Here is a 23902-nt window from a genome sequence, read left to right on the forward strand (position 1 = left end):
GTCATCATGAAAACCAAACAAATGAACGTTAACTCTCTGTTAGCCGCTGTAGTATTTTCTGTTGCAAGTATGAGTTTATCTAACAATGCATTGGCAGATTCATTTCCATTTAGCGCAACGCCTATTACTGCAACTGCTGCTGTAAAAGCAACGCCGACACCATCGTCACCAAAGCTGAGTGTTAAGAATGTTGATGTGGATGCATTTAGCTTTCCATTCTTGCAAGGCGTAGCGCTGACAGCCGAGCAACGTGGTGCGTTTTCACAAATTTTAAATAAACAAATGCCCGTAATTAGCTCAAATATTGAAGCGATTGAATACGCACGTAGTTTGCTGCGTGATATGGCGCTAGCAAAAACTTACGATGAAACGATTGCCAATATTGCTGCAGATAGTATTGCCAATGGCACAGCCAAGCTTGCAGTATTGCAGGCTGAGCGTGAATATCAAGTGTTAGCTTTGTTAACGCCAGAGCAGGTTAGCGAGTTAAGAAAGTAAGAGTGAATGTTGATATAAAGCAGTTGGTATGAAGCTAATGTAGTTTAACTGATGTAGTTTTTTGCACCGATCCCCTTGAGTTAGCCTTAATAAGCTGCTCCTTCGCGCACCTAGTTGTTTTAGGTGCGCTTTTTTTGACTATTTTTGCTCCGCAAAGCTAACATATTAGTGCAGGCTGGCATTACAATGGTTCGAATTATTCATTTGTAGCCATTAATAGATTATGAAAAAACCTCGCTTATCTCGCCGTAAAAAACATCGTGTCAGTAAAATCGGCTTGCCGCCAGGTGCGCTGGTTTATGTGGGGGATGCCGATACTAAAAACCTAGCCAAACCTAAAGTCAGCAAGATTATTTATGATGCCAGCGGTTTGGTTGAGTGTGAGTTATTCACTGACGACCTCGCTAACTTTAAACGCGATGATAGTAAGAAGATTTGGCTCAATGTGCATGGGGTGCATGATGCTGCGTTGATTAAGCAAGTAGGCGATTTGTTTCGTCTGCATCCTTTAGTGATTGAGGACATTCTTAACACTGAGCAACGCCCGAAAATTGATGAGTTTGACGAGTATATTTTTTTAGAAACGCGGCTGTTTTATTATCATGCAGAAAGCATGTCGACTAGCTCAGAACAAATTAGCTTGGTGTTAGGGCATAACTTTCTACTGACATTTCAAGAGCGTTCAACAGGCGCATTTGAGCCCATACGCGAGCGCTTACGTGCAACCCGTGCGCCGATTCGAGATTTAGGCGTGGACTATCTTGCCTATGCTTTGTTGGATAGCGTAGTGGATCGATATTTTAGTGTGTTGGAAGAGGTGAGCGACGCGAGTGAGATATTAGAGGAAGAGCTTTTTAAAAGCCCAACCAATGCAGAGCTGCACAGTATTCATCAGCTTAAACACTCTAGCATTGAATTGAGGCGCGCAGTATGGCCATTGCGTGAGGTGATTAATTGCTTGGCGCGCAACGAAAAAGGCTTTTTTAAGCCTGCCACCATGCCGTATTTGCGCGACGTGTATGACCATACCGTTAACTTTATTGAGTCGCTAGAGTCGATACGCGATACGCTGAGCGGCATGATGGATATTTACATGGCCAGCGTGAGTCAGCGCGTGAACTTGGAGCTTCGCGCCTTAACCGTAGTGGCTATGCTGTTTATGCCCGCTACCTTAATTGCAGGTATCTTTGGCATGAACTTTAGGCATATGCCTTGGACAGACCATGACAACGGCTTTTGGTATGCCCTTGCTATTATGACTGGCATTGCGCTGGTGATGATTTTGATATTTTGGCGCAGACAATGGTTGAGTAGTAAGTCTTAATTAAAGTTAACCTTTAATTAAAGCTGCATACTTAGCACGAATTTTTGCCGCTTTCGGTGCTGCCACCGCCATGCAATAAGGGTTACCTGGATTTTTATCAAAGTAATATTGATGATAATCTTCAGCCGGATAAAAAGTCTCAGCAGCGTTAATTTGTGTCACGATAGGTGCGCCATAAATCTGCGCTTCATTAAACTCTGTAATCATTTTCGCGACCGCATCATGTTGCGCTTGATTTTGGCAAAACACCGCTGAACGGTATTGCGTGCCAACATCATTGCCTTGGCGATTGGGCGTAGTTGGGTCGTGGCTGACTAAGAACACTTCAAGTAAAGTTTCAAAACTCACTATATCTGCATCAAAGGTCATTTTGATGCCTTCTGCATGACCTGTATCACCATTACAAATAGTTTTGTAGGTTGGATCAGGCGTGTGTCCGCCAATGTAGCCAGACTCTACCTTGCTTACGCCTTTTAGCTGGCTGAACACTGGCTCTGTGCACCAAAAACAGCCGCCTGCGAAAATTGCAATTTGTTCATTACTCATCATGTACTACCTTTAAAGTTATTTTCATCTCGTTAAAATTGAGTGGTTCTTAAAACTTATTACAAAGCTAGGGGGAATATACACATAAAAATCATACAGTTGCTAGATCTATCTTGCTTATCATATTTCAACTTTAAGTAGGATCTAGTCTAACTGGACTACTTTAGAAATTCTAAGTGGTCACAATTCACCTGTAGTTTGAATGTACTTTGAAATTAAGTTTATCAAATCGTTCAATATTCAAACTATAGGAATCGCAAATGAAACAATCATTATCACTTATGGGGTTAGCCATATTATCCTTAATCACTGTTCAGGCAAATGCTGCGGTGTTAATTACTGAAGTCGCACCTTGGGGTAGTGGTAATGCTCCTTATGCTACTGATTGGTTTGAACTCACCAACACAGGTTCTGCAGTGGTGAATATATCAGGTTGGAAAATGGATGATAACTCTAACTCATTCGCTTCTGCTACTAGCCTTATTGGCATTACTAGCATCGCCGCTGGTGAATCTGTTATTTTTACTGAGAGCGCAGCTAGTGCGAGTTTTCTTAGCACTTGGTTTGGCTCAAAAATACCAGCAGGTTTGCAAATTGGTAACTATACAGGTGCTGGTGTTGGTTTAAGCGCCACCGCTGATGCTGTTAATATTTATAACGCCAGCGGTGTGCTACAAGCCAATGTGACGTTTGCTGCCTCAGATGCAATTGCTCCATATCAAACTTTCGACAACGCTACGGGCTTAAATAACACAGCCATTTCAACTTTAAGCGTGGTTGGTATAAACGGCGCGTTTGTAGCGTCAAACGATGTGAGTGAAATCGGTTCACCAGGCAGAATCGCCGCAGCTGTACCAGAGGCTGACTCTTACGCTATGTTGTTAGTTGGCCTAGGTTTAATGGGCTTTATCTCACGCAGACGTAAAGGCTAACTCATCATGAAAATATCACAAATAATTTTAGCGCTTGCAGCTTCATTTTCTATATCTGCACAGGCAGCAAACTCCATCAATCTGGCCAACTATAGTGTTAGCGGCACTTACGCACTTGATATTTTAGGTGGCGCAACTGGGGCAATTTCTGGTCTTGAGGGTTCTGCAATCACTTATGCGCAAGACCGCAACTCACTTTTCTTTGTTGGTGATGAAGGCACAGGCGTTATCGAAATTTCGAAAACTGGTACAACGCTTGGTAATAATTTCTTTGATTGGACAGGGACTGGTAGCACCAAGCATGACACTGAGGGCTTAACTTATTTAGGTAATGGTCAATTAGTGGTAGGCGAGGAGCGCTTGCAAGACGCTTATAGCTTCAGTTATGTGAATGGTGGCACCGTGACACTAAAAAACAATTTCGTGTCGATGAGCAATACTGCGGTGGGTAATAACGGTATGGAGGGTATTAGCTACGACTCTCGTAATGGTAGTTTTGTGACCATCAAACAGCAATCTCCAGAAAATGTGCTTTCTGGAAACCTGACTTTTGCGGCTGCAACAGGTATTCCACCAACGACTTCTGGTGACGGATCGTCGCCTGCAGGTGGCGGTACTTCAACAGTAACCAATTTGTTTAATCCTGCATTATTGGGGTTATCAAGTCTATCAGATGTCCAAACGCTTTCTGGCGTGAGTGCACTTTCTGGCACATCTGGCGCAGACAATTTACTTTTTCTGAGCTTGGGTTCTAAGAGGCTTGTTGAAGCTGACCGATTAGGCAATATATTAAGTAGCTTTGATCTGTCTAATGTCTTGCCGCACAATGCCATTGAAGGCGTGACTATTGATGAAAATGGTACGATCTATCTAGTTGCTGAGCAGGTACAAGACTCAACAGCATTGGCTGGTGAGAAATCACAGCTGATTATATTAAGCGCTACGGCACCAGTACCAGAGCCTGAAACATACGCCATGCTTTTGGTTGGATTGGGAATAATGGGCGCATTCGCTCGTCGTAAAAATAAACAAGCTTAAATTGAGTTTGTATTAAAAAATGGGAGCTTAGGCTCCCGTTTTTTTAATACTAGTTTTTAAGCGTTAATAAATCAGCGTATCATTTTGCGATGATTATTATGTTTAATAAACCATGTCCTTAAACGCGTTATATGTCGATTTTAATTCCTACTTTGCTTCGGTAGAGCAGCAGCTTGTGCCTGAACTGCGAGGCAAGCCTATCGGCGTGTTAGCTGTGATGGCGGAAACCACTTGCTGTATCGCGGCGAGTTATGAAGCTAAAGCGTTTGGTATTAAAACAGGTACTTTGGTAAAAGAGGCGCGGAAGCTGTGTCCTGAAATGATTTTTGTTGAGGCGCGACCCGCCGTATATGTGACGTTTCACCATAAGCTGATCGAGATTGTAGAAAGTTGTACGCATGTTGAAAAGGTACTTTCGATAGATGAAATGGTTTGCAAGCTCACGGGTAGTCAGCAGGTTCCCGAAAACGCGCTAAAACTTGCGGCCAAAATTAAGCGTGCCTTAGCTAAACAGTTTGATTATATCCGCTGCTCAATTGGCATTGCGCCCAATACCTTTTTAGCGAAAACTGCCTCGAATATGCAAAAGCCTGATGGCTGTGTGTTGATTGAACAGCATGAGCTGCCACAGCGTTTGTATGGTCTTAAGTTACGTGCTTTAAATGGCATAGGCAAACAAATGGAGGTACGTTTAAATCGTTTCAAAATTACCACGGTGGAACAGTTATATGCGGCTAATCGCCAACAACTTCAATCTGCATGGGGCAGTGTAGAAGGTGAGCGCATGTATGACAAACTGCGCGGCTTAGAACCTCATTACGTAAAAAATGCGCGTAGTAGTTTAGGTCATTCGCACGTCATGCCACCCGAACAACGTAACGCAGCAGGCGTTAAAGCCGTGTTGCACCGATTGTTACAAAAAGCCTGTATGCGAATGCGTAGCTATGATTTACTGGCCTCAAGAATCAGTGTGAAAGTGAAGTTTCGCAATCAACCAAGCTGGGGTCTAGAAAGCGCGATTTCACCCACTGATAACACTTTGCGACTGATTGAAGCGCTAGAAGCATTTTTGCTACATTATCCTCAAACTAACAATGAGCCTTATGCAGTTGGCGTGTCTTTTTCTGGCTTAGTCACCGCAGATGAAGTTGCGCGTGATTTGTTTCAGATTGAGCCATTAGAAAATGAAAAAAAACTCAATAAGGCGATTGATACGCTGAATCTAAAGTTCGGTAAAAATACCGTCTATTTTGGTGGTGCGCACGATGCCTTAAAAGATGCACCTATGCGCATCGCCTTTAACCACATTCCAGATTTAGTGGTGGAGGGCGATGGGGATGACTAAGTTGGTTTGTAATTTAAAGCTGACAATTAACTTTGCCAAATTGAATATCAACCAAGTTGTCGGTGATTTGCATTATTTCCTCTTTGGAGTGGCTAATGTAAATCATTGGGATGTTAATTTCATCTGATACTAATTTTAAGAACGGCAGTATTTGGCTTTTAAGTCTGTCATCCAAAGAGGCTAATGGCTCATCGAGCATTAATAATCTTGGTGAGCTGAGTAGGGCACGACCCAAGGCTACACGTTGTTTTTCACCACCAGAGAGCTGATGTGGACGTTGCTTTAACAAATGTCCAATTTCTAGTAATTCGACTATTTGCTTGAGTTGGAATTGCTGATTTTGTACTGGGGTGAAGTTTAAGGCATAGCTTAAATTCCGCTCGACAGTCAGGTGCGGAAACAGCCGCCCATCTTGAAAAACCAAGCCAATTTTACGTTGATGTATAGGTTTGTTGATACGTGCTTGGCTGTCAAGTAAGCATTCACCATCAATTACAATGCGGCCACTGTCAGGTTGCGTGATGCCAGCAATGATACTGAGTAAAGTGCTTTTACCCGCGCCAGAAGGGCCGAATATTGCCGTAACACGCTGGTTTAATTGCAGTGAGGCATCTAATTCAAAGTGTTTGCGTTTAAGGCGTGCTTGAATTTCAATCATGATGACGACCAATACTCTGATTGGCTTTACGTTCTAGTCTATCGCTAATCATCAATGCGCCCAGCGCTAGTGCCATGCTTAATATGACCAACCGTAACGCAGGTAAGTCACCATCAGGAATCTGCGTATAGGTATAAATTGCTAATGGTAGTGTGCGTGTTTCATTCTCAATATTGCCAACAAAAGTGATGGTTGCACCAAACTCACCTAAGCTGCGACTAAACGCTAAAATCAAGCCTGTAATAATGCCGGGCATTGAAAGTGGCAAGGTGATGGTGAAGAATACTTTTAGTGGATGCGCGCCTAATGATTGTGCTGCAATCTCCAAACCTTTATCTACTTGCGAAATTGCTAATCGCGCTGAACGTACCATCAGTGGGAATGCCATCACCGCAGAGGCAACTACCGCACCTATCCATGTGAAGGCTAAGCTAAAACCAAAAATATTGTGCAAATATTTACCGATTAAGCCTTGGTTACCTAATAAAAGTAAAAGCAAAAATCCAGGCACTACTGGCGGCAGCACTAAAGGTAGATGCACCAAGCTATCGAGCAATGACTTACCAAAGAATGATTTTCTCGCCAACACCCAAGCGACTAAAACTGCGGGCACTAAAATCAACACAACACAAAACAGCGCTATTTTTAAAGATAACGCTAATATGCTTATTTCAGATGGTGTGAATCGTAATATATCTAGCATAGTGTCATAAAATATTTAAGGAAGATTGGTGGTAAAGCCGTATTTGATAAAGATTACTTTGGCTTTCTCAGATTTCAAATAATCATAAAAGCCTGCAGCTGTAGGACTTGCATTTTTTACCAACGCCAAAGGATACACAATTAAGTCGTGGCTCGCATCAGGAAAAGTAGAGATTACTTCAACCTTGTTTGAGACTTTGGCATCCGTTGCATAGACAATGCCTGCATCACACTCGCCGCGTTCAACAAATATTAGCGCTGCCCGCACATCTTGTGTACCAACAATGCGTAACTTAACTGAATCCCACCAATTAAGACTTTTTAATGATTGCTTAGCGTAGATGCCAGCGGGCACAGAATCTAATTCTCCTGTACATAACTTGCCGCTAAAGGCGCCTGCGATATTAAAGTTTTTGTCCATATCTACTTTAAAAGCTTTATTTTTTGGGGCAATCAGCACTAATTGATTGCCTAGTAAGTTCACTCTGCTATCTACTTTAAGCAAGGTTTTATCTTGCAGATAACTCATCCACTTAGTATCTGCTGAGATGAATATATCCGCAGGTGCGCCTTTTTCAATTTGCTTCGCTAGTGTAGAAGAGGAGGCAAATGATGTTTGAATTTGCACAGCTTGTTCTTTTTCATATTGAGCAGCAATGTCAGTGATGGCGTTGGTTAAGCTCGCCGCAGCAAATATTGTTACTTTATCCTGAGCATTCGATACTGAGCTAATCAACATCAACATCACGCTGAATATCAGCTTGATATCATTATTTTTAATCATGATTTTTACCTATTAATTTTTGAGTGATAATTTTTGATGTAGAGTTCACTTAGAAATCTAACTGAGCGCGCATCGTTAAGGCATCTTCTTTGTCACTTAGCTTGCCATTCACGTTGATGTCCGTATCAAACTTAGTATGCACATAATTCATCATAATGCGTATGTATGGGTTAAGTATCCATTTGGCGCCAAGCGTCCAAGCGTCGGCTTCGTTGCTACCCAGCACAATGCCGCCAGCATTTTTGAATGTTCCACCTGAACATGTACCAACTGGAGTAATCGTACCATCACCTAAGTTGCGAACTGTAGTCGCGTTAGAACAGACTCCATTGCTATCAACAGCAAAGTCACTTGCATCAAATTTGCTATACCTTAGACCAAGTTCTAAAGCTCCCCAACCATTTTTATTTAGCTCAAAATTACTTTTTGGTAAAATACGACCAAACTGTCCATCTTTATAGCTATCAGCGTAGTTCTCACCTGTGACTAACCACATCGCTTCTGCGTACCAAGCTTTTATATCTTTATCATATGCTCTCGCAGCCGAAGCTCCTGTGCCCGTTGTGGCTGCTGACGTTCCTTCATAGTTAGAAACATCATATTCCCCTTGAAGCTTTACTGGACCATGTGCTAAAGCTGTTTCAATGCCATAACGTGTTCTTTCTACACTATCACCAGTAAATGTTGCTGGTGCAAAAAAGTTAACACCACGCGCTTCAGTTTGGCTTGCAGATGCACTGGCTGTTGCCTGAATACCATGGTTGTACCAGCCGCCTAAATGCGTGACAGATTGACTCCACCCAGCCCACTGGGCTGGGTTTATTGTGGCGCGCAGGGTTACATCTTTACCATCTTTACTCTGATTTGTTCCAAGTGCTTCATCATTGCCTTGACCTGTGCCATTAGTCACAGCGAAAGCATACGTGCTGCCTTTAAACGGTGTGCCATAGACCATAGCACCTCGCTCGTAAATATCATCTCCATAGGTGTTGTAAGCCAGCGAGCGTTCTAGAAAATCTGAGTAAGTGTCGGTTGTGGAATTCTCTAAGCTTTTGAAAGTTTTAAACTGCCCAACACGAAATTTAGCTTGTGGCCACCAATTGGCTTCTACATAGGCATTCACAAGACGTGTGCTGGCGGCTGAGTGGTCAATCTCTAAGCGCATTAGGTAGTTTTGAAATAAGCCTAATTGTGTATTAAATCGCGCGCGACGAATGCTCCATGTATCAGGATTGCCGTCATCGCCACTGAATGCGCGGTAATCAGCCTCAACTCGCCCGTTAAACTGTAAGTTCCAGTTTCCTGTGCCATCCTCAAACTTAATGCCTTCTTTGAAGTTTGCATAAACTGGATTGCCTTTGCTACTACCTTTTTCTTCAGACTTGACTATTTTTGATTGGCTAACTTGGTTACTAATGCCAACTAGCTCTTTGGTTAATACGTCTATTTGCTTATCTTGCTCGGCACGTTGATCAATTAACTGTTGAACTTTTAGTTCTAAACTCTTAATACGGGATGCGGCATCATCATCTTGTGCAAACAATGTGGTCGGAAAGGCAGTTGTGATGGCTAAAACAAGCAGTGATTTTGAAAGGTGATGGTTGGTCCGCATAGTTACCCCTTAGTTTTTTCTATAGTTAAGTTGTTTTTTTATTTAATTTATTTTTATTAATGTTTGGTGATTTTTAAGCTTATTGACTCGCTATTTCCATTTAATCATAACTATCGCTATATTCAAACAGGAATAGCGATTGCCAGCATAATTTTCATTATGCAAAATCAACTTAGGTTTATATTTCGTCTGATTTTTTTAGATTATTGAGGATGTGGTTCAGCTCGACTTCGACTGCGGTATGCGCCTTAATAATAAGATCTCGATAATTTTTGAGGATAAATCGACCGAAATCAGTCAGTTGAGCGCCCCCACCATGATGTCCACCAGGTGAGCTATTGACTAGAGGCTGATTAAAAGACTTATTCATGACATCGACCAGTTCCCAAGCTCTGCGATACGACATATGCATTTGTTTGGCTGCGGATGAGATAGAGCCACAAGCGTCGATGGTTTCCAGTAACTCAGCTTTACCTGGACCCATAACCACCGAGCTGTCGTTTGCAATTCTTATCTTAAGTTGATTATTCGCCATGACGTAAGTGTAATATATTTAAGCCATGGCGCATTCATTTGCATTTAATCAGTTTAAGGGTTGAGTCATTCATTTGATTGGATTAAATGTACGCTGAAAAAATACAGGGTCTATTTTAGATTTTAGGCGATAGAGTTGGGCAGGGCGGTTGGCAGCTTCTTTGTAGTTTGGCGTCGCTTCTAGTAAGTCTGTTGATAGCATGCGCGTGCGAAATGAACTTTTTTCTAGCGGCCTAGCTAACACTGCCTCGTAGGCGTTTTGTAATTCTTTCAGCGTGAAAAATTCTGGCATTAAAAATGCAGGCAGTGAAGTGTATTCCACTTTGCTGCGTAGCCTATGTATAGCCGTTGCGAGTATGTTGGCATGGTCGAAGGCTAGTGTAGTCGCCACACCATTATCTATCACATCAAACCATTGCGCATCGCTGGCATTGGCACCACTACTTGGTGTTTGAATGTCATTAATAGCCAGTGTGGAAAAATAGACATGCGTGGTAGACCAGCCGCGCGGATCTCTATTTGAGTTTCCCCAACTAGCTAGTTGTTCCAGATAGGCGGTTTTTACGCCAGTTTTTTCCAATAGTTTACGCCTTGCGGTTGCTTCTAAATTTTCATCTTTCATCACATCTACAAAGCCACCCACGAGCGCCCATTGGTTTGGATAGGGTTCACTTTCATCTTCATTTCGCTTAATTAACAATACATTTAGCTTATTTTCAAGCAGGCTAAATACCACTATATCTACCGTGGTGAGTGGTTTCTCGAAGTTTAATTTACTGGCTTTTGTCGACATGTTTGATTATTTTTTATTCATTTAGTGTTGACATTGTAAATTGCTTAGTTGTATAGTGCAACTAACTTAGTTGTACATAACAACTAAGTAGGTGTTAAGTAGTTATGTATGATGTGAAGTGACGAGTGAGGAATAATAAAATGATCAGTATTGTTAATAAAAATGACATTAATAAAATAAGTGTGCAAAAAGTAACGCCTACTATATTCCCTGATGGCACAAGCCAAGTGTGGAAGTTAGATTTAGATGTTTATAAAAATGGTTCGGTAAAGATTGTTTGGAGTTTTGAGCAAGAGGCTGAGCTAATTTGGGTGAACCAATTAATCGCGCTTCTAGATTCTGCTGAAATTGCCATTGATGAGTTATATATGCCTTATTTGCCGTATGCGCGACAAGACAAAAGTGTTTCAAACACCACAACATTCGCTAAGGCTGTATTTTTAAGAAGCTTATTGCTTGATAAGGTTGGCAAGTTGACAACTTTGGATGCACATAGCGAACATGCTGCAGTTAAGTCATATTCAGCTCAACCCTATATCAACAAAGCGATATTAGAATTTAAACCTGATGTTTTGGTTTTTCCAGATGAAGGCGCTTATGAGCGTTACCAAAACCAAATTGAGCAAAATGATTTTGAGGTATTGGTGTTGGATAAAGTGCGTGACCAAGCCACTGGCGCTATTAAATCGTTGACATTGGATGCGCAAAAGACATCGTCAGTATTAAGTGATAATCAAAAAGAAAAGCACTACAGAATGTTGATCATTGATGACATTTGCGATGGTGGAGCCACTTTTAATCATGCAGCATTGTTTTTACATGAAAAGTATCACTGCGAAATTGCTTTATACGTGACCCACGGAATTTTTAGTAAAGGTTACGAAAATATGATTAATGCTGGAATTGCAGAGTTTTTTACCACACAAAGTTTAATCAAAAACATATCAGGATACGCGTTAATAGAAATGGAGAATGAAAATGACATTTAAAACAAAACCAATCACAACAACAGATAGCTATAAATTAGCCCATGCGCGTATGTACCCAGAAGGTACTGAGTTTATTTACTCAAATTTTACGCCACGTAGCAATACGCACTTGAACATACCAGAGCAATATAAAACCAATAAAATCGTGTTTTTTGGGATTCAAGGTGTAGTTAAGCAAATGCACGAAGAGTGGAAAGAGGGCTTCTTTGATACACCAATTGAAGAGGTGTTGGCAGACTTTAAAACCAGAACCGCACCATTTACAGGGGATTATCCTGTGGATATTACTTCAATTGCAGCGTTACACAAATTAGGCTTTTTGCCGATTAAAATTAAAGCATTAAAAGAAGGTTCGCGTGTAAATATTGGCGTGCCTGTTTTCACTATTATTAACACCAAGCCTGAATTTTACTGGTTGACAAATTATTTAGAATCTTACTTATCTGCGGAGTCTTGGAAGCCAACCACCACGGCAACCATAGCCGATATTTACAGAAAAATCATCACTAGTTATGCTGATGAAACAGGCGGCAATAAAGACTTTATCGACTTTCAAGGTCATGACTTTTCTATGCGAGGAATGTCAGGCTCTGTTGATTCTGCCAAAGCTGGAGCGGGCCACTTAACCTCGTTTAAAGGTACAGATACATTGAGTGCGGTAGATTATTTAGAGTATTTCTATGATGCTAAGAACACCTTTGTTGCAGCTTCAGTACCAGCATCTGAACACAGTGTGATGTGTATTAACGGTGAAACAGACGAGAAAGAAACGATACGCAGGTTGATTGAAGATTTATACCCAACTGGCATTGTATCTGTGGTGTCTGACTCTTGGGATTTCTGGAAAGTTATCTCAGTTTATGCGAGTGAGTTAAAAGATACGATTTTAAACAGGCAGCCTGATTCTATGGGTTTCGCTAAGGTGGTATTTCGCCCCGATAGTGGCGACCCAGTAGAGATTATCTGTGGTAGCGAAAACTTACTATCTGAAAATCCAACACCAGCTGAATTAGGTGCAGTAGAAGTGTTATGGAATATTTTTGGAGGCACGATCAACGAAAAAGGGTACAAAACCTTGAATCAACATGTTGGATTAATTTACGGAGATTCAATTACGCCACAACGGGCAGATGACATTTTACGCAGATTAAAAGCCAAAGGTTTTGCTTCAGATAATGTGGTGTTTGGTATTGGTTCATACACTTACCAATATTTAACCCGCGATACTTTGGGCTTTGCCATGAAGGCCACTTATGGCGTAGTGGCTGGTAAACCCGTTGAAATTGTCAAAAATCCAATCACGGACAGTGGCACTAAAAAATCTGCTAAAGGTTTATTACGCGTGGAGTATCAAGATGGTGAATACATCTTATATGACCGTCAATCTTCTGAACAGGAAACATTAGGAGAGTTAAGAGTCATTTATGAAAATGGTGATTTCTATAACCCAATTAGCCTTGTAGAAATTAGAGTGGCGTTAACTTCAGCTTAAAAAGAGCTTAACAGGCAGAGGAAGTTGAATGCCACTGCCTGTTGAGTTTAAGCTGGCGTGTTTAAAACCTTGCACCACGAATATTACATACTTTCATCGCTGGGTTTTCTGCGTTCATCATATCAATAGCACTTACTTTCTGTAGCGCATCAGCCTTAGATTCTGGTTGAACAGCAGCAATGGTGCAGTCTACACATTTGCCTTTTGATTCTTCGTAGCCCTTAATGGCCTCTAAACCTTTCACATTGGTCATAATAGTACCGTCTAATATTGCTTCGCCAAATTTTGCACCCGTAATATCGGCACCTGTTAAATCTGCTTTGCTGAAATCTGCTCGGAATAAGTCGGTATTGCGTAAATTCGCGCCTCTAAAATCGGCAAATCTAAAATTAGAGCGATTGATGTCTGCACCTTCAAAATTAGTATGGGCAAACTTTCCGCCAATCGCATCAAAGCGCATTGCGCCCATCGGTTGGTTACCAATATCTAAACCAAAGCGACCTCTGATGACGGTTGCATCGCTCATATTGACATTGCCTAGCGTACCTATCATGCGTGCATTGGTGAGGTTGGCACCTTGAAAATTAGTCTTATCGAAGATTGCCTGAAAGATAGTCGCGTCAGTTAAATCAGCGCCGCCTAAGTTGGCATCTTCAAGTCTGGCAAGGTTTAAATAGCTTTTTTGCATATTTGCACCACTTAAATTTGCGCCACGTAAATAAGCGCCAAAAAAGCTGGTATTGACCATTTTGCAATGACGTAAATCCATTTTGTCGAACTCTAAATAGCCTGCGTCTTTGTTGCTTAAGTCACATGTTTGGCTATTGATTTGTTTAAGTGCATCAGCTTGGCTGATTTTTTCACGCTCAGGCTCAACATCTTTAGCTGTCTTATCTACAACGGTCTTATCTGCATTTTTGGCATAAAAGGCACTGGCTTTATTAATGACTGCTTGTGGATTTGCTAAAAATGCGGCTTTTGCAGACTCGCTACTAAAGCAATAAGTTTTGCCGTTATACATTTCTTTTATTTCACAGTTAGTTGTAAATGATATGCCTTGTGATAAGCCATTGGTACATTGATTATTAAACTCGGCGGCGTATGAGTAGCTGCTTAGTGATAGGCAGATGACTATAGTTAATTGCTTGAATATATTCATGATAGTTCTCCAATGTTCTGCTTTATGGTTAAGCAGTTATTTGCATTATTCACGCTTCATTGCTAATACTTTGTAACTCACGTCACACAACGATAAATAAGTATTAATGAGACTATTGTTTGGTCTTTTAGTTTCTCTAATGAAAATCATTAGTTACAAATTCGTAACAATTGTTTGTAGTCCAAACTGAAAATAGCCGCGTTAACTCACCATCTGCAAAGTAATTCGCAGAGATTGAGTGTGAAAAGTTTATATTTTAAATTCAATCCATCGCGCTAATTAGGCGTAACTAAGTTCTAGCTACTTAACTTAAGTCATAAAAGTAAGTTAGACAAAAGGAGAAATAAAATGAGTTTTGTAAAAAACGTGCGAGTTAAAATGTTGGTGCCAGCTTTATTGACTGCAGTATTTGCAGTGCCAGCAATGGCGGCTGATCAATATACTGATACAGCCCGCGTGCTTTCATCAACACCTCAAGTGGAGCGTGTGAATGTGCCGCGCCAAGAATGTCGTACAGAATATCAGCAACAAAGCTACAGTAATGGTGGTAATAACTCTGTGGCTGGTGCCATTATCGGTGGTATTGCGGGTGGTTTGCTAGGAAATACAGTGGGTCGTGGTAATGGCCGTGTTGCAGCTGCTGCGGTGGGTGCCGGTGTAGGTGCTATTGCAGGTAATAGTATTGCCAATAATCAACGTGGTTACGGTGGTACGCGTAGTGTGCCAGTACAAGCTTGCTACCAAGTTGATAATTGGCAAAGTGTGACTACGGGCTATTTAGTGAACTATGAATACAACGGTAGAACTTATAGTACCGTGACGAATGAACAGCCTGGTCGCTATATTGATGTGAATGTAGCAATAGAGCCGCGTAGTCGTGTCGTTTCGCAAGTGACTTATGTGGAAGCTGCTACTTATAACAATAGAGGTTGGGATGGTGATCATGACCGTCGTGATCACGGTCGCCGCGGTTGGGATAGGCATGATGACGACCGAGGTGATGGCCGTTACTATTAAGCCTCAGTTTATAGCTTGTAAAAATATAGCAGTTTATTAGCCTAGCCCATAAAGCTAGGCGATTGTTAAACCCAGTAGTCCCAAAAAGACTGCTGGGTTTTTATTTTTGGAAATCTCCCATGCTAAATCTCCCATCCAAAGGTGCTTGCAAGTAAAATCTATCTTGTAGATATTATTGATATGAGTTTTGTGTGAAATTAACGGTAGATTGCGTTTTAAATCATGAGTTAGCCAGCTTGCAAAGTGCTAGTGCATTAGCGCGCTTGCTGTCTAAAGCTTGCGTTGCACAGGTAGGTGTGCCGCTAGAAGCATTAACATGTCAACAGCTTGGACTAAATGAAGAGGGCGATTGGCCTATTGCTGCTATTAGCGCTGCTGCGGATGGTTTAGTTATAGGTGATAGTTATTGGTTGCGAGCTGATCCTGTACATTTTGTTATGCAACGAGATTGTTTTAGTCTAAGTGAGCCAGCGCCGTTATATGTAAAACCAGCGCATGCTGTGCTGATGGTTGCTAGTTTGAATACGCATTTTGCTCAAGATGGCTTGCTATTCTGCATTGGAAAATCAGGCGCATGGTATTTACGTGCGGATAAAGCTGCACAGATTACAACCACCTTGCCCAGCGTTGCAATGGATAAAAACGTGCATCATTTCATGCCGCAAGGAGTAGATGCTGCAAAATGGAAATCTATACTTAATGAAGTGCAAATGCTGCTGCATGATCATCCAACAAATGAAGCGCGTGAATCTAGTGGTGAGCTTGTGGTGAATAGTGTTTGGCTGTCTGGTGGTGGTGTCATGCCTACATTTAAAGCCTTACAGCATAATGTGGAGCTAATGTTTGCGAATGATGTTTTAAACCAAGGCTTAGCAACCTGGGCAAAAATAGCTTACCAACCCGTACCTATTAATTTAGATGAAATTTTACAGAGTACGGCACAGCATGTGCGGCTAGCACTGCCACAAAGCAATCACTCTCAAACAAGCCAATCTAACACTAATTACTTTGATGAGACTTGGTTCGCACCGCTTTTTACCGCATTTAAGAGTAAGCAGATTGAGCAACTCACTTTGAATTTAGGTTTTTATGAAAAATGCTTAGTCGTTGTGATCAAGCCCTTAGATGTTTATAAGTTTTGGCGAAAAGCAAAACCTATTATGCAATATCTCGAATAAGCTTACCTAAGTAATTGAATTGATAAATAATCGAATTTAAATGACCAAAATTGTACAACGCAATATTCCACCTCAAGCGGCGCAAACGCTGCAAGCGTCAGGTGCCTCATCGCTAATGGCGCGACTATTGGCTGCGCGGGGCATTAGCGATGCCAATCAACTTAGCATTAATTTAAGCAATCTATTACCTCCCAACACATTGACAAATAATGTCGCTATGGCAAAACTATTAGCTGACGCGATTCAAGCCAATAAAAAATTATTGGTGATTGGTGATTACGATGCAGACGGCGCAACAGCCACAGCGGTTGCCGTGAAAGGATTAAAAGCCTTTGGTGCGACGGTAAGTTTTTTAGTGCCGAATCGCTTTGAGTTCGGCTACGGCTTAACGCCGGAAATTGTAGCGCTTGCCGCCACACAAAACCCAGATGTGATTATTACTGTCGATAATGGCATTGCCAGCGTAGACGGTGTCGCAGCAGCGAATGCGCTAGGCATACAGGTGCTGATTACCGATCACCATTTGCCAGGTCAAGTCACGCCAGAAGCAGCTTGTATTATTAACCCTAATCAACATGGTTGTAGTTTCCCAAGTAAGAATCTAGCGGGTGTAGGTGTCATGTTTTATTGCTTACTCGGTTTGCGTGCGGAAATGCGGGAACGTGGTCTTTTTGCAGAAAAACCAGAGCCAAATTTAACGGAGTTGCTTGATTTAGTCGCATTAGGTACGGTGGCAGATTTGGTTAAACTTGATGATAATAATCGTATCCTAGTCGAACAAGGTTTGCGCAGAATTCGCGCAGGTGCTTGTTCGCAAGGCATATTGGCGTTATTAAGAGTAGCAGGTCGTCAGCCGCAAAATACGAATGCACAGGATTTGGGCTTTTATGTCGGCCCACGGCTGAATGCCGCTGGCAGGCTAGACGACATGACCTTAGGCATACAATGTTTGCTTGCTGAATCTGAACTTGAAGCCACTACCATCGCCCAACGTTTGCAAGATTTAAACGTGCAGCGTCGCAGCATAGAGGCCGACATGCAAGACGGCGCCAGCTTGTCGTTGGATGAGATTAATATCGATAACCAATTTGCCATTAGCATTTATCAAGAAGACTGGCATCAAGGTGTCATAGGCATTCTAGCCTCGCGAATTAAAGAGCGCTACCACCGCCCAGTGATTGCTTTTGCAAGTGCTGGCGATGGTCTGCTTAAAGGATCAGGCCGTTCTATTGCTAGTTTGCATTTACGCGATGCCCTTGATTTGCTCAGTAAGCATCAGCCAGATTTAATTTTAAAGTTTGGTGGGCACGCCATGGCTGCCGGTCTTACCATTAAGCAGGTTGATTTTGAATTGTTCAATCAAAGCTTTGAGGTTGTAGTAAGAAGCTTGATTACAGAAGCCGATTTGGAATCCGTGCTTGAAGTAGATGGTAGTTTAAGTAAAAATGAGATGACTTTCGCCACTGCGCATGCATTAGAAAATCAAGTGTGGGGGCAGGGCTTTGCACCGCCATTATTTTATGATGAATTTGAAGTGTTGAATCAGCGTTTGTTGGGTGAGAAACACCTTAAACTTAGCCTGAAAAAAGATGCAAGTATCATCGATGCTATTTACTTTAATCACGCTGAATTCTTACCAGATGAAATTCAAACTGCCTATCAGTTACAAACCAATAGCTATAACGGGTCGCAAAAAGTGCAATTGAATCTGCGTTATGTAATGAATGAAACTTAAGTAATCACTAGGCTCAAATATTAAGGATGGCTATCATCAAAACTGAACAAGTTAACTCTCATTTGCTAGTGCAAAGTATGTTGGTTAACACTTTGCCGCGACGTAATGCTGACGCACATAAAGGCACGTTCGGCAGTCTAGCAATTGTTGGTGGTGATGCCAGCATGATAGGGGCTGTATTGTTGTCAGCCAGAGCCGCCATGTTGAGCGGTGCGGGGCGTGTTTATGCGGCTTGTTTATCCACCAACGCACCTAGTGTTGATATGTTGCATGCAGAAATCATGTTTCGCAAACCTACTGATTTAACCAACTTAGCACAATTAAATTGTGTTGTAATTGGCCCAGGGCTTGGTCAATCACATACAGCGATCGAGCTGTTGGAGTTTTGGTTGAGTCAAAATGTAGTGATGTTGATTGATGCAGATGCACTGAATTTAATTGCTAAGCATCCACATTTGGCGGCAATTTGCAAAAATCGTCGGTCAGAAACGGTTATTACGCCACACGCTGGAGAGGCCGCTAGATTAATCGGGCGGACTAGTGAAGAGATTCAGCAAAGCAGAGCTGATAGCGCACTTAAGTTAGCTCAAGATTTACATGTAACTTGCGTTCTTAAAGGCGCTAGCACCTTGGTAGCGCATGTCGATGGCCGTTATTTTATTAATACTACAGGCAATGTTGGGCTCGCTAGTGGGGGCACGGGTGATGTGCTTAGTGGCATTATTGGTAGTTTTTTAGCGCAAGGTTTAAGTGGTTTAGATGCAGCCAATCTTGGTGTTTTTATACACGGTGCGGCAGCTGATGCTTTAGTGGCAAAAGGTATAGGCCCTGCAGGGCTTGCTGCATCAGAAGTTGCTATTGAGGCACGCAATATCATTAATCACTTAAGCTCACGCCTCACCTAGTATGCTTATTGTCTAGTTAAGCGATGACTATAAGCAATTAAAAATGTAAAATTATGCCTATAAATATCAACTAAGGTTAGCATGGGTAAAAAATTAGTCGTTGCCAATTGGAAAATGCATGGCAATCTAGCTGAAAATAAGCTGTTATTTCAAGCTTATATTAATCAGTTATCATCCCTCAAAAATACCGATGTTGTTGTTTGTGTGCCATACCCTTATCTAGCACAAGCACAATCCATGTTGCAAAATACCAATATCTCTTGGGGTGCTCAGAACCTTAGTAAAGATGCGGTTGGTGCGCATACTGGTGAAGTGAGCGCCGCGATGATTAAAGACTTTGGTGCAGGTTATGTCATTATTGGCCACTCAGAACGTGCGACCGCCTATTGTGAATCAGATGAAAATATAGCCACTAAATTCGTGCAAGCGCAAGCACATGGATTAACGCCAATTTTATGTGTAGGTGAAACCTTGATTGAACGCGAAGCCGGCGTTATGCAAATGGTGGTTGGCAAGCAATTAGATACTATTATTAATACATATGGTGCAGCTGTGTTTGCTAAATCAGTAGTTTCATATGAACCGATTTGGGCAATTGGTACGGGTTTGGCCGCAAGCTCAGAACAAGCGCAAAGCATGCACGAATTTATCCGCGGTAAAGTTGCAATGCTAGATAAAGCGGCTGCAGCAAGCATGAAAATCCTCTATGGGGGCAGCGTAAACCCGCAAAATGCGGTACAATTATTTGTTATGCAAGATATCGATGGTGGTCTAGTCGGCAAGTGCTCATTAAATGCACAAGAATTTGAACGGATATGTCGCGTTACAGCCTGAAAAAGCGTAACAAATTATAGCGGCGTAAGTTCTGCGTTAGTTGTAAAAATTAGATAGCATTAGGTGGAAAATGGAAAAATTAGTATTAGTAATTCATGTGATTGCAGCGCTAGGCGTCATTGCTTTGGTTCTTTTGCAGCATGGCAAAGGTGCAGATATGGGCGCTTCATTTGGTAGCGGCGCATCTGGCAGTTTATTTGGTGTGTCTGGCTCAGCTAACTTCATGAGCCGCGCAACTGCAGTTTTTGTGTTGATATTCTTCACTACAAGCTTAACGCTAGCCTATATGTCTAGCCATAAAGAAGGCAGCGGAAGCGTGGTTAAAGCGATGGCAGAGAAAAATGCCATAGTGAATACGACTACGCCAGCAGCAAAAATCGATGCCATTACGCCGCCAGCAGCACCGGCACAAGATATACCAAAGTAATTAAATTTTCTGAGTTTAGTCTCAGAAAGATGCCGTCGTGGTGGAATTGGTAGACACGCAACCTTGAGGTGGTTGTGACTAATAGTCGTGAGAGTTCGAGTCTCTCCGTCGGCACCAGAAGATAGTTTCAAGTGGTCTCAAATAGCTTCAATATCCCTGTAAATACAATAAGTTAGCACTAAATACTGTATTACGCAGTAGCATGTTGTCTTATACAGTCTCTTTACAAAACGTATAAAAATATGTATAAAAACATAACTCATAAATTTTTTATACGTTTTTATACATTATGGCAAAAAAGCTATCTAATCAAATACTAGACGACCTTACTATTCGTGCCGCAAAGCCAAAGGATAAGCAATACACCGTAAGAGATGGCAATGGCTTATTTTTACTGGTACATCCTAACGGTAGCAAATATTTTCAACTACGTACTACTCTAAACGGCAAACCTAAACTTTTACAACTAGGCATCTATCCTGACTTAACGCTTGCTGAAGCACGTCGTTTAGCAATGGAAAAGCGGCGTATGGTTGCTGATAATCTTGATCCTGTAATTGAAGCTAAGTTAGAAAAGGCGCAAGCCATTAAGGACGCAGATGCTACATTCCGTTCAGTAGCTGAAGTATGGCTAGATATAAAAAAACATACATTAGCGCAAACTACTCATTTAAAAATAGCACAAACCTTCAATGCTAATGTTTACAGCAAACTAGGGAGTTACCCTATTTGCAAGATAGATAATCATATGGTTCGTGATTGTTTGCTGGTAATGCAAAAACGTGGGGCACTAGAGATTATGGAAAAAACACGTGGATGGATTAAGCAGGTGTTTGATTTTGCTTTAAGTGACAAGATGATTAGTGAGAATCCTATACCAGTCACAGACCTGAGACTTAAAAAGCACGTTGGCGAAAAATTTCCTAGACTAAAGTCAGCAAATGATGCCGGCAAACTATTACGCAATCTTACAGATTATGCAGGTAGCTTCGAAGTTTCAACGTGTGTTTACCTCATGATTAACCTTGCACAAAGACCCAGTGAGCTACGATGTGCTAAATGGGTGGACTTCGATTTAGAAAAAGCTATTTGGACAATTCCACTGGAGCAATCAAAAACACGTAAGCATATGACAAAGCCCCATACTGTTATGCTGTCTAGGCAAGCAATAGAGGTATTAAAAGAGCTGAAGCATTATACTGGCCATAGCGAATATGCTTTTTCATCAAGACTTGCTAGAAAGCCTGTATCTGAAGCAACGATACGCAAAGCCTTTAGATTGAATTTTACCGACTATCACATAGTGCCACATGGTTGTCGCCACTTTTTCAGCACACAAGCAAATGAAAGCGGGTTGTTTAGGAATGATGTAATTGAAGCTGCTTTATCGCACGGTGATAAAGACAAAATCAGGGGTATTTACAACGAAGCTACCTATGATCGTGAACGCAAACAGCTTGCGCAATGGTGGAGCGATCAGCTAGACATAATGCGAGATGGTACAAAAGTAATACCATTTAAAAAGACTTAACCATAATGCCCCGATTTCTGATTATGGTGGATTTAAAACTATTTTGAATTTGTGGGTGCGTAAATTTATATGAGCACTCACAATTGATCTTAGTTGTAGTGCGGTTGACTAGATTTTGTGCCCTTTCTTATAAATAGTAAACTATTTCCATAAGTGCAAATTGAGTATATTAAGCGCTTTTCGGAGAATACGGGTTTATGTTCTAACTTGCTTAAAGTTGGTAATATGCCATCTTTACATAAACAAACTGCCCAATCTGTGAATGGATAATGCTTTTTTTCTGTTGAGCTATGCACGCCTAGTGCATAATCTATTCCAGTTAGAGAAGCAATCGTATGCCATTTTTTTAATAGCGTGCGAGTATGACCAGATTTTCTCGCAAACTCCTCAGCAGTTTCGTCATAACACTTCCTTACAGATACGGCAGAATATTGTTTTATCGTGACTCTTTTAGCATCTTTTATGACTGTTGGTAACCATAAACCCCGCGATCCTTTTTCTACTTTATTATCTGCTCTGGCTATTTTTAGCTCAATTTTTTCCATTTCTTTCTGAATTGGCTCCCACCACGCGCCCATGTTTACGAAGTAAAGTTTTTTTAGTGGGCTGCGCTCAGATTTACCCTTAGTAGTTTCTATAGAAATAACATGTGGTTGAATTAATTTCTCCCAGCGTTTCCGCCCCTCAATTACTTTTCGTCGTAGAGAAATAAGCTGTCTTTTCTCTCTAAATTCATTTTTATCGACATTTTTCAAAATTAAACCCTAAATTAAAATTTCTATTATCTTTACAATTATATTTTATTTCAGATAGTTAAATGAAATTTTTTGATTAATCTTTTAACGGAATCAACAATGTATATATGAAAGCAACTGATAGTAACGCCAATTTAGCGTTGTACTCGGAGGCAAGAACTGGGTGGAAAAATCAACCCAATTTTAAATTACTTGTTAGGGCTTAATATGAAAATTAACACCGTATTACGTAAAAAAACTTTAAACACAAACCACTTAAATATCAACTATGAAAATCAAATTGATAGTTCTATTTACTTAAAGCCAACAGCAGAAAATCTAATGGCTACATGGAGCCCAGCCCAGATAGCATTAATGCACTTTGACCAATTTCCAGACAGTGCATTTGTTCGTGTCCCAGTTGTGCTTTGCCTTTTAGCCTGCTCCAAAGCCACATTGTGGCGCTGGGTAAAAGAATCTCGTGTGCCCGCACCTTGTAAAATGGGAGCTCGTATATCCGCTTGGAATGTTGGTCAGCTAAGGAAGCATCTTAACCAAATCAAAGACTCAGAGAAAATCCACAAAGGTGCTGCACCACACTTGGTCAGCACTTCAAAAGAAGGGGGCAAATAATGGACTCTCTACTAAAATATACCGTGGCAAATACAACTAGTACAGCTAACCTTAATAACGGTAATTCTCAACGTAGCGAGATAGTAAAAACTGGCGTGCGCAAAGTCGAAAGTGGAAAAACTGCATGGACTATGACAAGCGGTGACTACACGCGTACTCGTGATGGATGTTTTATGGCCAGTAGTGAAAGTGAAAAGGAAGTCGCCATATGCTCATTTATTCGCTACGAGGCAAACATGCGTGACAATGAAACTGGTCAAGTTAGTGTGCGCGTTAAATTTAAGGACATTCGAAACCAGCTGACAATAGTATTAGTTCCGCGAGCCGATTTCAACTACCCGTCTCGCTTGGTTGATCTGCTATCGAATGCTGGATTTTGGATAGGCGATATGCGCAGGACAAAGATATTTCTGATTGAGCTGTATCAGCTTCACCCTCCCAAAAATACTATAGGGCATCTCTAAAAATCCACCATAATTTTGCAAACTGAGACTATGTGTGG

25 protein-coding genes and 1 tRNA gene are annotated in these 23902 nt (G+C 41.4%); 17 read left to right on the top strand and 9 right to left on the bottom strand.

Annotated features, from left to right (window positions below):
* The first annotated feature begins 6 nt into the window (after window positions 1-6).
* Window positions 7-498: a hypothetical protein gene (locus PSU78_RS02580; protein WP_300383766.1), complete on the top strand. Its 492-nt coding sequence runs from the start codon at window positions 7-9 to the stop codon at window positions 496-498.
* A gap of 223 nt (window positions 499-721) precedes the next feature.
* Window positions 722-1822, top strand: coding sequence for a magnesium/cobalt transporter CorA (gene corA / locus PSU78_RS02585; protein ID WP_300383769.1), 1101 nt, complete (start codon window positions 722-724; stop codon window positions 1820-1822).
* Window positions 1823-1828: 6 nt separating this feature from the next.
* Here the strand turns inward: corA and msrA are convergent, their stop codons facing one another.
* Complete coding sequence (msrA, locus tag PSU78_RS02590) at window positions 1829-2368, bottom strand: peptide-methionine (S)-S-oxide reductase MsrA (RefSeq protein ID WP_300383771.1); 540 nt, start codon at window positions 2366-2368, stop codon at window positions 1829-1831.
* A 260-nt stretch (window positions 2369-2628) separates the two neighbouring features.
* Here msrA and PSU78_RS02595 point away from each other — a divergent pair, with 260 nt between their 5' ends.
* From PSU78_RS02595 to PSU78_RS02605, 3 genes are all read left to right on the top strand, one after another.
* Window positions 2629-3300 (top strand): lamin tail domain-containing protein, encoded by a 672-nt coding sequence (locus PSU78_RS02595; protein WP_300383774.1) that lies wholly within the window; start codon window positions 2629-2631, stop codon window positions 3298-3300.
* A 6-nt stretch (window positions 3301-3306) separates the two neighbouring features.
* Entirely contained in the window at window positions 3307-4338 is a 1032-nt protein-coding gene (locus PSU78_RS02600) for an SdiA-regulated domain-containing protein (protein ID WP_300383777.1), read from the top strand.
* A 112-nt stretch (window positions 4339-4450) separates the two neighbouring features.
* Window positions 4451-5683 (top strand): DNA polymerase, encoded by a 1233-nt coding sequence (locus PSU78_RS02605; protein ID WP_300383780.1) that lies wholly within the window; start codon window positions 4451-4453, stop codon window positions 5681-5683.
* Window positions 5684-5696: 13 nt separating this feature from the next.
* On the opposite strand, the gene modC is transcribed toward PSU78_RS02605, so the two are convergent.
* From modC to PSU78_RS02635, 6 genes are all read right to left on the bottom strand, one after another.
* Window positions 5697-6341 carry a molybdenum ABC transporter ATP-binding protein gene (gene modC / locus PSU78_RS02610; RefSeq protein WP_300383783.1) on the bottom strand — a complete coding sequence of 215 codons (645 nt, stop codon included), beginning with the start codon at window positions 6339-6341 and terminating at the stop codon, window positions 5697-5699.
* The gene (modB, locus tag PSU78_RS02615) at window positions 6334-7044 is read right to left on the bottom strand and encodes a molybdate ABC transporter permease subunit (RefSeq protein WP_300383786.1); all 711 of its coding nucleotides are present in this window, start codon (window positions 7042-7044) and stop codon (window positions 6334-6336) included. Before modB ends, modC begins: the two co-directional genes overlap by 8 nt.
* 15 nt (window positions 7045-7059) lie before the next feature.
* On the bottom strand, window positions 7060-7827 hold the full coding sequence (gene modA / locus PSU78_RS02620; RefSeq protein WP_300383788.1) for a molybdate ABC transporter substrate-binding protein: 768 nt from the start codon (window positions 7825-7827) through the stop codon (window positions 7060-7062).
* Between the two features lie 49 nt (window positions 7828-7876).
* A complete protein-coding gene (locus PSU78_RS02625; protein WP_300383791.1) occupies window positions 7877-9439 on the bottom strand; it encodes a porin in 1563 nt (520 codons plus the stop codon).
* A gap of 178 nt (window positions 9440-9617) precedes the next feature.
* On the bottom strand, window positions 9618-9923 hold the full coding sequence (locus tag PSU78_RS02630; protein ID WP_300383794.1) for a LysR family transcriptional regulator: 306 nt from the start codon (window positions 9921-9923) through the stop codon (window positions 9618-9620).
* A 120-nt stretch (window positions 9924-10043) separates the two neighbouring features.
* Window positions 10044-10766, bottom strand: a complete 723-nt coding sequence (locus tag PSU78_RS02635) for an NUDIX domain-containing protein (protein WP_300383797.1) — start codon at window positions 10764-10766, stop codon at window positions 10044-10046.
* Window positions 10767-10906: 140 nt separating this feature from the next.
* On the opposite strand from PSU78_RS02635, the gene PSU78_RS02640 reads away from it, so the two are divergent.
* Both PSU78_RS02640 and PSU78_RS02645 read left to right on the top strand, forming a co-directional pair.
* Window positions 10907-11755, top strand: coding sequence for a phosphoribosyltransferase family protein (locus tag PSU78_RS02640; RefSeq protein WP_300383800.1), 849 nt, complete (start codon window positions 10907-10909; stop codon window positions 11753-11755).
* On the top strand, window positions 11745-13247 hold the full coding sequence (locus PSU78_RS02645; protein WP_300383803.1) for a nicotinate phosphoribosyltransferase: 1503 nt from the start codon (window positions 11745-11747) through the stop codon (window positions 13245-13247). The genes PSU78_RS02640 and PSU78_RS02645 overlap by 11 nt, the downstream gene beginning before the upstream one ends.
* A 61-nt stretch (window positions 13248-13308) precedes the next feature.
* Here PSU78_RS02645 and PSU78_RS02650 read toward each other — a convergent pair whose 3' ends face one another.
* Window positions 13309-14406 carry a pentapeptide repeat-containing protein gene (locus PSU78_RS02650; RefSeq protein WP_300383806.1) on the bottom strand — a complete coding sequence of 366 codons (1098 nt, stop codon included), beginning with the start codon at window positions 14404-14406 and terminating at the stop codon, window positions 13309-13311.
* Between the two features lie 348 nt (window positions 14407-14754).
* Here PSU78_RS02650 and PSU78_RS02655 point away from each other — a divergent pair, with 348 nt between their 5' ends.
* The 8 genes from PSU78_RS02655 (at window position 14755) to PSU78_RS02690 (ending at window position 22033) form a co-directional block, all read left to right on the top strand.
* Window positions 14755-15423: a glycine zipper 2TM domain-containing protein gene (locus PSU78_RS02655; RefSeq protein ID WP_300383809.1), complete on the top strand. Its 669-nt coding sequence runs from the start codon at window positions 14755-14757 to the stop codon at window positions 15421-15423.
* Between the two features lie 191 nt (window positions 15424-15614).
* A complete protein-coding gene (locus PSU78_RS02660) occupies window positions 15615-16601 on the top strand; it encodes a hypothetical protein (protein ID WP_300383811.1) in 987 nt (328 codons plus the stop codon).
* 40 nt (window positions 16602-16641) lie between these two features.
* Window positions 16642-18336 carry a single-stranded-DNA-specific exonuclease RecJ gene (recJ, locus tag PSU78_RS02665; RefSeq protein ID WP_300383814.1) on the top strand — a complete coding sequence of 565 codons (1695 nt, stop codon included), beginning with the start codon at window positions 16642-16644 and terminating at the stop codon, window positions 18334-18336.
* A gap of 26 nt (window positions 18337-18362) precedes the next feature.
* Window positions 18363-19241: an NAD(P)H-hydrate dehydratase gene (locus PSU78_RS02670; RefSeq protein WP_300383816.1), complete on the top strand. Its 879-nt coding sequence runs from the start codon at window positions 18363-18365 to the stop codon at window positions 19239-19241.
* An 81-nt stretch (window positions 19242-19322) separates the two neighbouring features.
* The gene (tpiA, locus tag PSU78_RS02675) at window positions 19323-20075 is read left to right on the top strand and encodes a triose-phosphate isomerase (RefSeq protein WP_300383819.1); all 753 of its coding nucleotides are present in this window, start codon (window positions 19323-19325) and stop codon (window positions 20073-20075) included.
* A gap of 70 nt (window positions 20076-20145) precedes the next feature.
* A complete protein-coding gene (gene secG, locus PSU78_RS02680; RefSeq protein WP_300383822.1) occupies window positions 20146-20502 on the top strand; it encodes a preprotein translocase subunit SecG in 357 nt (118 codons plus the stop codon).
* A gap of 31 nt (window positions 20503-20533) precedes the next feature.
* Window positions 20534-20619 (top strand) — tRNA-Leu (locus PSU78_RS02685).
* Window positions 20620-20791: 172 nt separating this feature from the next.
* Window positions 20792-22033, top strand: coding sequence for an integrase arm-type DNA-binding domain-containing protein (locus PSU78_RS02690; RefSeq protein ID WP_300383825.1), 1242 nt, complete (start codon window positions 20792-20794; stop codon window positions 22031-22033).
* A gap of 89 nt (window positions 22034-22122) precedes the next feature.
* Here PSU78_RS02690 and PSU78_RS02695 read toward each other — a convergent pair whose 3' ends face one another.
* Window positions 22123-22788, bottom strand: a complete 666-nt coding sequence (locus tag PSU78_RS02695) for a hypothetical protein (protein ID WP_300383828.1) — start codon at window positions 22786-22788, stop codon at window positions 22123-22125.
* A 207-nt stretch (window positions 22789-22995) separates the two neighbouring features.
* Here PSU78_RS02695 and PSU78_RS02700 point away from each other — a divergent pair, with 207 nt between their 5' ends.
* Both PSU78_RS02700 and PSU78_RS02705 read left to right on the top strand, forming a co-directional pair.
* Window positions 22996-23400 (top strand): hypothetical protein, encoded by a 405-nt coding sequence (locus PSU78_RS02700; protein ID WP_300383831.1) that lies wholly within the window; start codon window positions 22996-22998, stop codon window positions 23398-23400.
* Window positions 23400-23864: a hypothetical protein gene (locus PSU78_RS02705; protein WP_300383834.1), complete on the top strand. Its 465-nt coding sequence runs from the start codon at window positions 23400-23402 to the stop codon at window positions 23862-23864. Before PSU78_RS02700 ends, PSU78_RS02705 begins: the two co-directional genes overlap by 1 nt.
* Window positions 23865-23902: the final 38 nt, after the last annotated feature.

Source organism: Methylotenera sp., from assembly GCF_029945705.1.
In the GTDB taxonomy this organism is placed as follows: Bacteria; Pseudomonadota; Gammaproteobacteria; order Burkholderiales; family Methylophilaceae; genus Methylotenera.

Coding starts and splice junctions, on each gene's coding strand:
- PSU78_RS02580 (WP_300383766.1), top strand. CDS start 7: ATGAAAACCAAACAAATGAACGTTAACTCTCTGTTAGCCGCTGTAGTA.
- corA (WP_300383769.1), top strand. CDS start 722: ATGAAAAAACCTCGCTTATCTCGCCGTAAAAAACATCGTGTCAGTAAA.
- msrA (WP_300383771.1), bottom strand. CDS start 2,368: ATGAGTAATGAACAAATTGCAATTTTCGCAGGCGGCTGTTTTTGGTGC.
- PSU78_RS02595 (WP_300383774.1), top strand. CDS start 2,629: ATGAAACAATCATTATCACTTATGGGGTTAGCCATATTATCCTTAATC.
- PSU78_RS02600 (WP_300383777.1), top strand. CDS start 3,307: ATGAAAATATCACAAATAATTTTAGCGCTTGCAGCTTCATTTTCTATA.
- PSU78_RS02605 (WP_300383780.1), top strand. CDS start 4,451: ATGTCCTTAAACGCGTTATATGTCGATTTTAATTCCTACTTTGCTTCG.
- modC (WP_300383783.1), bottom strand. CDS start 6,341: ATGATTGAAATTCAAGCACGCCTTAAACGCAAACACTTTGAATTAGAT.
- modB (WP_300383786.1), bottom strand. CDS start 7,044: ATGCTAGATATATTACGATTCACACCATCTGAAATAAGCATATTAGCG.
- modA (WP_300383788.1), bottom strand. CDS start 7,827: ATGATTAAAAATAATGATATCAAGCTGATATTCAGCGTGATGTTGATG.
- PSU78_RS02625 (WP_300383791.1), bottom strand. CDS start 9,439: ATGCGGACCAACCATCACCTTTCAAAATCACTGCTTGTTTTAGCCATC.
- PSU78_RS02630 (WP_300383794.1), bottom strand. CDS start 9,923: ATGGGTCCAGGTAAAGCTGAGTTACTGGAAACCATCGACGCTTGTGGC.
- PSU78_RS02635 (WP_300383797.1), bottom strand. CDS start 10,766: ATGTCGACAAAAGCCAGTAAATTAAACTTCGAGAAACCACTCACCACG.
- PSU78_RS02640 (WP_300383800.1), top strand. CDS start 10,907: ATGATCAGTATTGTTAATAAAAATGACATTAATAAAATAAGTGTGCAA.
- PSU78_RS02645 (WP_300383803.1), top strand. CDS start 11,745: ATGACATTTAAAACAAAACCAATCACAACAACAGATAGCTATAAATTA.
- PSU78_RS02650 (WP_300383806.1), bottom strand. CDS start 14,406: ATGAATATATTCAAGCAATTAACTATAGTCATCTGCCTATCACTAAGC.
- PSU78_RS02655 (WP_300383809.1), top strand. CDS start 14,755: ATGAGTTTTGTAAAAAACGTGCGAGTTAAAATGTTGGTGCCAGCTTTA.
- recJ (WP_300383814.1), top strand. CDS start 16,642: ATGACCAAAATTGTACAACGCAATATTCCACCTCAAGCGGCGCAAACG.
- PSU78_RS02670 (WP_300383816.1), top strand. CDS start 18,363: ATGGCTATCATCAAAACTGAACAAGTTAACTCTCATTTGCTAGTGCAA.
- tpiA (WP_300383819.1), top strand. CDS start 19,323: ATGGGTAAAAAATTAGTCGTTGCCAATTGGAAAATGCATGGCAATCTA.
- secG (WP_300383822.1), top strand. CDS start 20,146: ATGGAAAAATTAGTATTAGTAATTCATGTGATTGCAGCGCTAGGCGTC.
- PSU78_RS02690 (WP_300383825.1), top strand. CDS start 20,792: ATGGCAAAAAAGCTATCTAATCAAATACTAGACGACCTTACTATTCGT.
- PSU78_RS02700 (WP_300383831.1), top strand. CDS start 22,996: ATGAAAATTAACACCGTATTACGTAAAAAAACTTTAAACACAAACCAC.
- PSU78_RS02705 (WP_300383834.1), top strand. CDS start 23,400: ATGGACTCTCTACTAAAATATACCGTGGCAAATACAACTAGTACAGCT.